This is a genomic window from Flavobacterium sp. TC780 (assembly GCF_056783245.1).
Window position 1 is genome coordinate 1 of the sequence record NZ_JBXBAV010000005.1, and the last position, 7,168, is coordinate 7,168.

Consider the following 7,168-nt stretch of genomic DNA (forward strand, 5'->3'; position numbering starts at 1 on the left):
AAGAGAAAAGTAATCCAGATGTTATTTTAACTAAAACGCAGTTTTATAATTATACAGTTCAAATAGCCACTTTTTCGACCAATTATCAATTCTGTATCCTGCTCAAAAAGAAGTAGCAGCAAAAAATAAAGAGCAATGGCTTTCAGAAAGTTACGAGGATTATTTGTTATTCAAAAGTTTCTCAAAAAAAATAGTTGTATTTTTATAAATTATAGTTCAATTCAAAATAAAACCCTTGAAGCAATTTTCTCTTTTATTAGTAATTTTTTTGTTTAACTCTTGTCAATATTTTGAGAAGCAGGTACCTTCTGAAAAAGAATTACTTCAAAAAGAACTAAAGTCAATTAATTGGAAAGAAGTCGATGAGTTTCCATCCCTGTTGAATGTGAAAAAATTGAAAATAAAAAGCAGCGCCAGCAGTGTTTTTTCGAGATAATGACACAGCTCATTCAACAAAAACTAAGCAGCGATACACTTGCAATTCTTTATCCAGAACTGGACACTATCGAAGTAAAAGTGACAATATTTCCAAATGCCACAATGAAATTCGAACCACAATTTCCAAAAGATTCAGTGGCTTACGATACTGTAAAGATCGATAGTATTTTGCGTGCACGTTTAGTTGATTTTCCTAAAGTTAATCCAGCCATTAAACGTGGAATTCCGGTTAAAACTCAATTTATATTGCCAGTGATTCTTAAGGTAGAATAGTATTAATTTTTGAAGCTATTCCTGCTGTCCGCTATATCTTTTTATGGCAAAAAAAGCCATAAAAAGGATGCCGCTTCCATCAGGGCTAGAGTTATCATTTTACCAGAATATTATTTAGAAAACTGTCTGCCTTTCCATTCATAACTTCCTAATAGGCTGTATATAGCGACACTAGTACTAAAAAAAGGATACCATAAGTTTGATAGAATAAAATACCGCATTTGCTTTCCAGTCAAAAAAGAATTGGTTTGGTAAAGTAATACTGAGTCCAGAATAAATTTAAGGATTAATATACTTAATAGATTAGTGTAGTTTATTTGCAACGTAAAGAATAGAATCCAACTCGCTACCACACTTAAATTAGCAAGGAAAACAAGAGTGCCCAATAATTTTCCAAACATACTTTGATACGAGCCCGTTTTAGCAGCCCAACATATTTGTTGATGAAATAAGCTTCTCCAATCAGGAGTTGGTTTTGTGATGATAATATTTTCATCAACTTTTAAATAATGCACCTGCTTAGGAAATGTTGCAATTGCTTTTTGTAATAAAAAAACATCATCTCCGCTGGCAATTTTATTGTTTCCATCAAATCCATTTAGTTTTTTAAATAATGATTTGGTGTAGGCGAAATTAGCGCCATTGCACATAAAACCGTTATTTAGACCAAAGCTTCCAATTGTTGCGCCTTGTAAGCTCGTTAAATCCAATTGCTGAAAATGATGCAAAAAAGATTTATCGCATTCATATGTCACTGCTCCAGCAATCATCGAAACATCATGAAGCTCAATGTAATTATCTGAGTTTGTAACCAGTTTTTAGGAACAATACAATCAGCATCGGTTGTAATAATCCATTCATTCGTGGCATGTTGCATTGCTGTTGTGATCGCATCTTTTTTAGGAGAATTCAAACACGAATGTTTTTCATGATTTGAATATTAAATTTCTGAGAGAGAATACAAAACGATTCTTCAAATCATCATCAACTAAAATGACTTCGAGGAATTCTATTGGGTAATTTAATGCTGAAATACTATTTAAAAGGATAGGTAGATTTTCTGTTTCATTTCTAAAAGGAACTATAATCGAAAAACGGGTTTTAGGAGGTAATTCGGTAGATTGATATTTTTTAATTTTGGTAAAACCATAACTAAGCCAAGCTATAACAAGACAATAGATTAGTATTATGGAATACAGAATTACCATTATTTAGCGGTTTTAGTTTTAAAATTTAAAACATAATAACTTCCAATAACCACAGGTAAAACTACATTTAAGAACCACATCAGAGTAGATATGAAAATCACAATCCATTCGTTTACGCCAAGAATTCCAAAGAAATAAACGGCAACACTTCCTTTTACAGCAAAATCTAAAAATTGAAAAGTAGGTAAAGACGAAGCTAAGAAATAAACAGAAGAGATTGTTGCTATTAGTGTGATGTAAGGCAAGTCGACATCAAAAGCGAGAAAAAGAAAATAATATTGATGTGAAAAAACAAGGTAACGGCAAATTCCTAAAAGGATATTTCTTTGATGAATTGATTTTGGAATTTCGTTAATCTTATGAATTAGTTTCTCGATAGAATATCCTTTGATTGTTATCTTTTTTAATAGAAAAACTACGAGAAATAAAACCAGTAGAAGACCAAAAAGTAATGCAACCGTTGTTGGTGTAATCACATTGTATTTTGAGTTAAAATACATCAAACCAAAAACACCAAATATTACCGTAAGAACCATTTGTATTCCGTTGCAAATCAGGTTTAAGAAAACCACTTTTTTCAGTATCTTTTTTATCAAAAAACAATGCTTTTCCAGCATATTCTCCAATACCGTTTGGTGTGAAAAGCCCAGCTGTTAAAGCGCCAAGAACTTGCTTTGTGGCTTCAGAAACTGATATTTTATGGATAACCTGAGCAAGATTTTGCCATTTTAAGATTTCGAAATACCGATTTAAAACACTGAACAATAAAATGAATGCAATCCCCGAAACCGATTGGTTCTTTTTGAACAAAACGATAAACTTTTGCCAGTCGAGTTTGTCATTTTGCGCCAGTTGATTATAAATAAAGTAAAATGCGCCACCTACAATCAAAAGTTTGACTACAAGAACAAGGAATTGTTTAGCTTTGTGAGGAATTGAAATCATGCTGCAAAGTAAAGGAAAAACTATTGTAAAAGCTATTTCGCAAAGACTCACAAAGAAAATCACAAAGAAACGCAAAGATTTAAATGAGGATAAATAGTTCTTCGTGTTTCTTGTCTACTTTGTGAAACTTAGCGCAACAAAAAATAATGACAAAAGAACGCATCATATTAGGAATCGACCCAGGAACAACAATTATGGGTTTTGGATTGATAAAAATCGTCAATAAAAAAATGGAATTTTTGCAACTCAACGAATTGCAATTGTCCAAATATGATAATCATTATCAGAAACTAAAAATCATTTTTGAACGTACCATCGAATTAATCGAAACACATAATCCAGATGAAATTGCAATTGAAGCACCTTTCTTTGGTAAAAACGTTCAATCGATGCTTAAGTTAGGACGAGCACAGGGAGTTGCAATGGCAGCAGGACTTTCGAGAGATATTCCGATAACGGAATACGAACCTAAAAAAATAAAAATGGCAATTACCGGTAACGGAAATGCTAGTAAAGAGCAAGTTGCTAAAATGCTTCAACAACTTTTAGGATTAAAAGAATTACCTAAAAACTTAGATTCAACAGATGGATTGGCAGCAGCCGTTTGTCACTTTTTCAACTCAGGAAAAGTAATCGGGACAAAGAGCTATACGGGTTAGTATTTGATAAAACAAAATGAAGAACGAGTTAAGAAATAGCGTTCAGTTATTAGTTTTTAGTAATCAGTTAAAAAATAGATATGAGATTTCAGGATTTATTAGCTTATAAGAAATCATTTTCATTAGCAATGAAAATTTTTGAAATAACAAAGTCGTTTCCAAAAGAAGAAACGTATTCATTGACGGATCAAATCAGGCGTTCTTCCAGAGTGTTCCTGCTACGATCGCAGAAGCTTACAGAAAACGAGTTTATCCTAAGCATTTTTATAGTAAATTGACTGATTCCGATGGCGAAAACTCCGAGACACAAGTTTGGTTAGAATTTGCTTTGGCTTGTAAATATATAAGTGAAGATTTCTACCAGAAACTTATTTCACTGAGTATCGAGATTGGTAAACTAATTAATTATATGATATTAAATCCAGATAAATTTGGAGTAAAGAAAGAATAAGTAGTTAGTGTTCAGTAAAGATTAACTTTTTTAACTGACCACTTTCTGAAATCTGAATACTAAAAACTGACCACTGATTACTAATATATGTCCGGTATCTACATTCATATTCCTTTTTGCAAGCAGGCTTGTAATTATTGTGATTTTCATTTTTCGACTTCAATGAGAAGAAAGAAGATATGGTTTTGGCTATTGCCAAAGAAATTGCTATGCGGAAAAATGAGCTTGAACTTCTCGACTCTGCTCGAAGTGATAATCAAATTGAAACCATTTATTTTGGTGGCGGAACTCCTTCGGTATTGACAAATGACGAAATAAACTTTTTAATTTCAGAAGTTTATAAAAATTATAATGTTGTAGATAATCCTGAAATTACACTCGAAGCAAACCCAGATGATTTATCCGCAGAACGACTTTTTGAGTTATCAAAAAGTCCGATAAACCGCTTGAGTATTGGGATTCAGTCTTTTTTTGAAGATGATTTAAAAATGATGAATCGCGCACATAATTCGGTGGAAGCCAAAAATGTCTGGAAGAAGCAACTAAATACTTCGATAATATTTCTTTGGATTTGATATACGGCGTTCCAGGAATGAGTAACGAAAAATGGAAACATAATATCGAAACTGCATTGAGTTTCGGAATCCCACAGATTTCGAGTTATGCATTGACGGTAGAACCCAAAACAGCTTTGAGTAAACTAATACAAACAGGAAAAGTTGCTAAACCAAATGACGAAGTAGCTTCGGCTCATTTTATGATTTTGGTAGAAACCCTTGAATCAAATGGTTTTATTCATTACGAATTATCAAATTTCGGAAAAGAGAATTATTTTTCTAAAAACAATTCGGCATATTGGCTGGGTAAAAAATATATTGGAGTCGGGCCTTCGGCACATAGTTATGATGGTGTTTCCAGAAGTTGGAATATCTCCAATAATTCTCTTTATCTTAAATCAATTCAGGATAATAAATTGCCAAATGAAGTAGAAGTTCTTTCGGTTTCAGACCGTTATAACGAATATATTATGACTGGATTGCGAACCATTTGGGGAGTTTCATTAGATAGAATCGAGAAAGAATTTGGAACAGATTATCTAGTTTATCTAAAAAAACAAGCAGAGAAATTTCTAAATGATGAATTGGTTTATATCGAGAATAATATTTTAAGACCAACAGCAAAAGGAAAATTCCTGACTGATGGGATTGCGTCAGATTTATTTTATTTAAATTAAGATTAATAGGTTAACCGCAAGGTTCGCAGTCCCGATAGCTATCGGGATACGCAAAGGGCGCAAAGTTTTAGTTAATATCATTAACTTACTTTAATGTAAGAATAGTTTTATTTTTTATGTTTAAATATTAGATTTGCATCTTCTAATATTGCGAATTTTGTGTAAAATTTTACGCTTTTTTCGGTTAAATAAAAACTTATGACTGAGAATGAATTATCTAAAACTGTATTTGATTGTGCATTAAAAGTACATCAATCATTGGGCTCTGGGCTTTTAGAAAGTGCTTATGAAGAGTGTTTGTTTATGAATCGAAAAAAACAGGTTTAGTAGTTGAAAAACAAAAAGCATTACCTTTAATTTATGAGGAAGTGAAGTTAGATATTGGTTATCGACTGGGTATTATAGTAGAAAATAAATTAATTTTGGAAATAAAATCGGTAGATGCCTTAAATGATATTCATTTTGCACAGCTATTGACTTATTTAAAATTGACAAATTGTAAATTAGGTTTACTAATAAACTTTAATGTTGTTTTAATAAAAAATGGAATCCGAAGAGTTGTAAATAATCTGTAATTAATATTATTAAAAGGAATTAACAATTAACCACAACAATCTCCAAGAGAAATCTTTGCGTTCTTTGCGCAAAAATCTTTGCGAACCTTGCGGTAAAATAATAAGATGATGAGAATTACCATATTGGATGATTACCAAAATGCGGTTATAAAACTAGATCTTTCAAAATGCTGAAAGGATTGGATGTTACTATTCTGAATCATACCGAAAAAGACAATTCAAAGTTGGCGGAGTTATTAAAAGATTCCGAAATTATTGTTTTAATTAGGAAAAGAACAGAAATTTCAGCCGACCTGCTTTCCAGATTGCCTAAATTGAAATTGATAAGCCAGACAGGAAAAAAATCCAATCACCTTGATATTGCTGCGTGTACTAAATATAAAATAGCCGTTGCCGAAGCGACTGGTTCGCCTGTAGCCCCATCTGAACTTGCATGGGCATTAATTATGAACACAGTTCGCCAGATTCCTCAAGCTATTCAAGGAATGAAAGAAGGAAAATGGCAAACTAATATTGGTTCTACTATTCGAGGCAAAACAATAGGTATTTGGGGTTATGGAAAAATAGGCCAACAAATAGCTAAATATGCAAATGTATTTGGAGCGACGGTTTTGATTCGGGGTAGTGAAAATTAAGTAATCAGGCTGTTGCTGATGGATATCAGAAATCAGATTCTAAAGAAGGATTCTTCTGTCAAAGTGATATTGTCACATTACATCTTAGACTTAATGAAAATACTTTCGGGATTGTAAAAGAAGCCGATTTAGATTTGATGAAACCAAACGCAGCTTTAATAAATACTGCAAGAGCCGAATTAATAGAAAAAGGAGCTTTATTAAAGTCGCTTAAAAACGGAAAACCTGGATTTGCAGGAATAGATGTTTACGAAGAAGAACCTATTTATGATGTAGATTTTGAATTGCTAAATATGCCAAATGTTGTTTGTACACCTCACATAGGTTATGTTGAGAAAAATAGCTACGAGCTCTATTTTGAGAAAGCTTTTGAGAATGTAATTAATTATATCAATAGTAATCCAACAAATATTGCAAATCCCGAAGTTTTATAATAAGATTTAGTTAAATCAATCTGAAAATACTTGATAGATAGAATCGCTAGTGATTTGTTTTATTTAAATTTGAATTAAAATCCGCGTTCAATTATGCTAGCACTCATTGACAATAAATACCAAATCGACTTATCAAAACCTATCGATATTTCGATTCCGCTTACAAATACAGATGAAAACCCGATTGCTTGGTATATCGAAAAGCCAGTAATTGAACCAGTGGTTTTTGGTGATTGGATAGGAAAAGTTTCAGAAGGGAAATCATCTACCAACTTTAGGTGCTGCCTCCCTAACAACAGGAGCATGTATTAACCTT

The 7,168-nt window shown here is 32.2% G+C and carries 6 protein-coding genes and 6 pseudogenes; 8 read left to right on the plus strand and 4 right to left on the minus strand.

The annotated features are described in order from the left end of the window. The first annotated feature begins 235 nt into the window (after positions 1-235). Positions 236-711: pseudogene (locus AC1RYN_RS00290) on the plus strand (hypothetical protein). 110 nt (positions 712-821) lie between these two features. Here the strand turns inward: AC1RYN_RS00290 and AC1RYN_RS00295 are convergent. The 4 genes and pseudogenes from AC1RYN_RS00295 to AC1RYN_RS00310 form a co-directional block, all read right to left on the minus strand. Continuing rightward, positions 822-1,481, minus strand: a complete 660-nt coding sequence (locus AC1RYN_RS00295; protein ID WP_481805374.1) for a glycosyltransferase family 2 protein — start codon at positions 1,479-1,481, stop codon at positions 822-824. Beyond that, complete coding sequence (locus AC1RYN_RS00300; protein ID WP_481805375.1) at positions 1,478-1,624, minus strand: glycosyltransferase; 147 nt, start codon at positions 1,622-1,624, stop codon at positions 1,478-1,480. Before AC1RYN_RS00300 ends, AC1RYN_RS00295 begins: the two co-directional genes overlap by 4 nt. Before the next feature lie 13 nt (positions 1,625-1,637). After that, complete coding sequence (locus AC1RYN_RS00305) at positions 1,638-1,919, minus strand: glycosyltransferase (RefSeq protein ID WP_481805376.1); 282 nt, start codon at positions 1,917-1,919, stop codon at positions 1,638-1,640. Next, positions 1,919-2,864, minus strand: a pseudogene (locus tag AC1RYN_RS00310) (hypothetical protein). Before AC1RYN_RS00310 ends, AC1RYN_RS00305 begins: the two are co-directional and overlap by 1 nt. 146 nt (positions 2,865-3,010) lie before the next feature. Between AC1RYN_RS00310 and ruvC the strand changes: the two are divergent. From ruvC to AC1RYN_RS00345, 7 genes and pseudogenes are all read left to right on the plus strand, one after another. After that, entirely contained in the window at positions 3,011-3,523 is a 513-nt protein-coding gene (gene ruvC, locus AC1RYN_RS00315; protein WP_481805377.1) for a crossover junction endodeoxyribonuclease RuvC, read from the plus strand. Between the two features lie 80 nt (positions 3,524-3,603). Beyond that, positions 3,604-3,974, plus strand: a pseudogene (locus AC1RYN_RS00320) (four helix bundle protein). Between the two features lie 87 nt (positions 3,975-4,061). Then, positions 4,062-5,208, plus strand: a pseudogene (hemW, locus tag AC1RYN_RS00325) (radical SAM family heme chaperone HemW). A 198-nt stretch (positions 5,209-5,406) separates the two neighbouring features. Continuing rightward, positions 5,407-5,783 (plus strand): annotated as a pseudogene (locus tag AC1RYN_RS00330) (GxxExxY protein). A gap of 167 nt (positions 5,784-5,950) precedes the next feature. Next, positions 5,951-6,418 (plus strand): NAD(P)-dependent oxidoreductase, encoded by a 468-nt coding sequence (locus AC1RYN_RS00335; protein WP_481805378.1) that lies wholly within the window; start codon positions 5,951-5,953, stop codon positions 6,416-6,418. 68 nt (positions 6,419-6,486) lie between these two features. Further along, positions 6,487-6,852: an NAD(P)-dependent oxidoreductase gene (locus tag AC1RYN_RS00340; protein ID WP_481805379.1), complete on the plus strand. Its 366-nt coding sequence runs from the start codon at positions 6,487-6,489 to the stop codon at positions 6,850-6,852. Positions 6,853-6,945: 93 nt separating this feature from the next. Continuing rightward, positions 6,946-7,128 (plus strand): annotated as a pseudogene (locus AC1RYN_RS00345) (cyclase family protein); the annotation flags it as partial. Positions 7,129-7,168: the final 40 nt, after the last annotated feature.

Coding starts and splice junctions, on each gene's coding strand:
- AC1RYN_RS00295 (WP_481805374.1), bottom strand. CDS start 1,481: ATGATTGCTGGAGCAGTGACATATGAATGCGATAAATCTTTTTTGCAT.
- AC1RYN_RS00305 (WP_481805376.1), bottom strand. CDS start 1,919: ATGGTAATTCTGTATTCCATAATACTAATCTATTGTCTTGTTATAGCT.
- AC1RYN_RS00335 (WP_481805378.1), top strand. CDS start 5,951: ATGCTGAAAGGATTGGATGTTACTATTCTGAATCATACCGAAAAAGAC.
- ruvC (WP_481805377.1), top strand. CDS start 3,011: ATGACAAAAGAACGCATCATATTAGGAATCGACCCAGGAACAACAATT.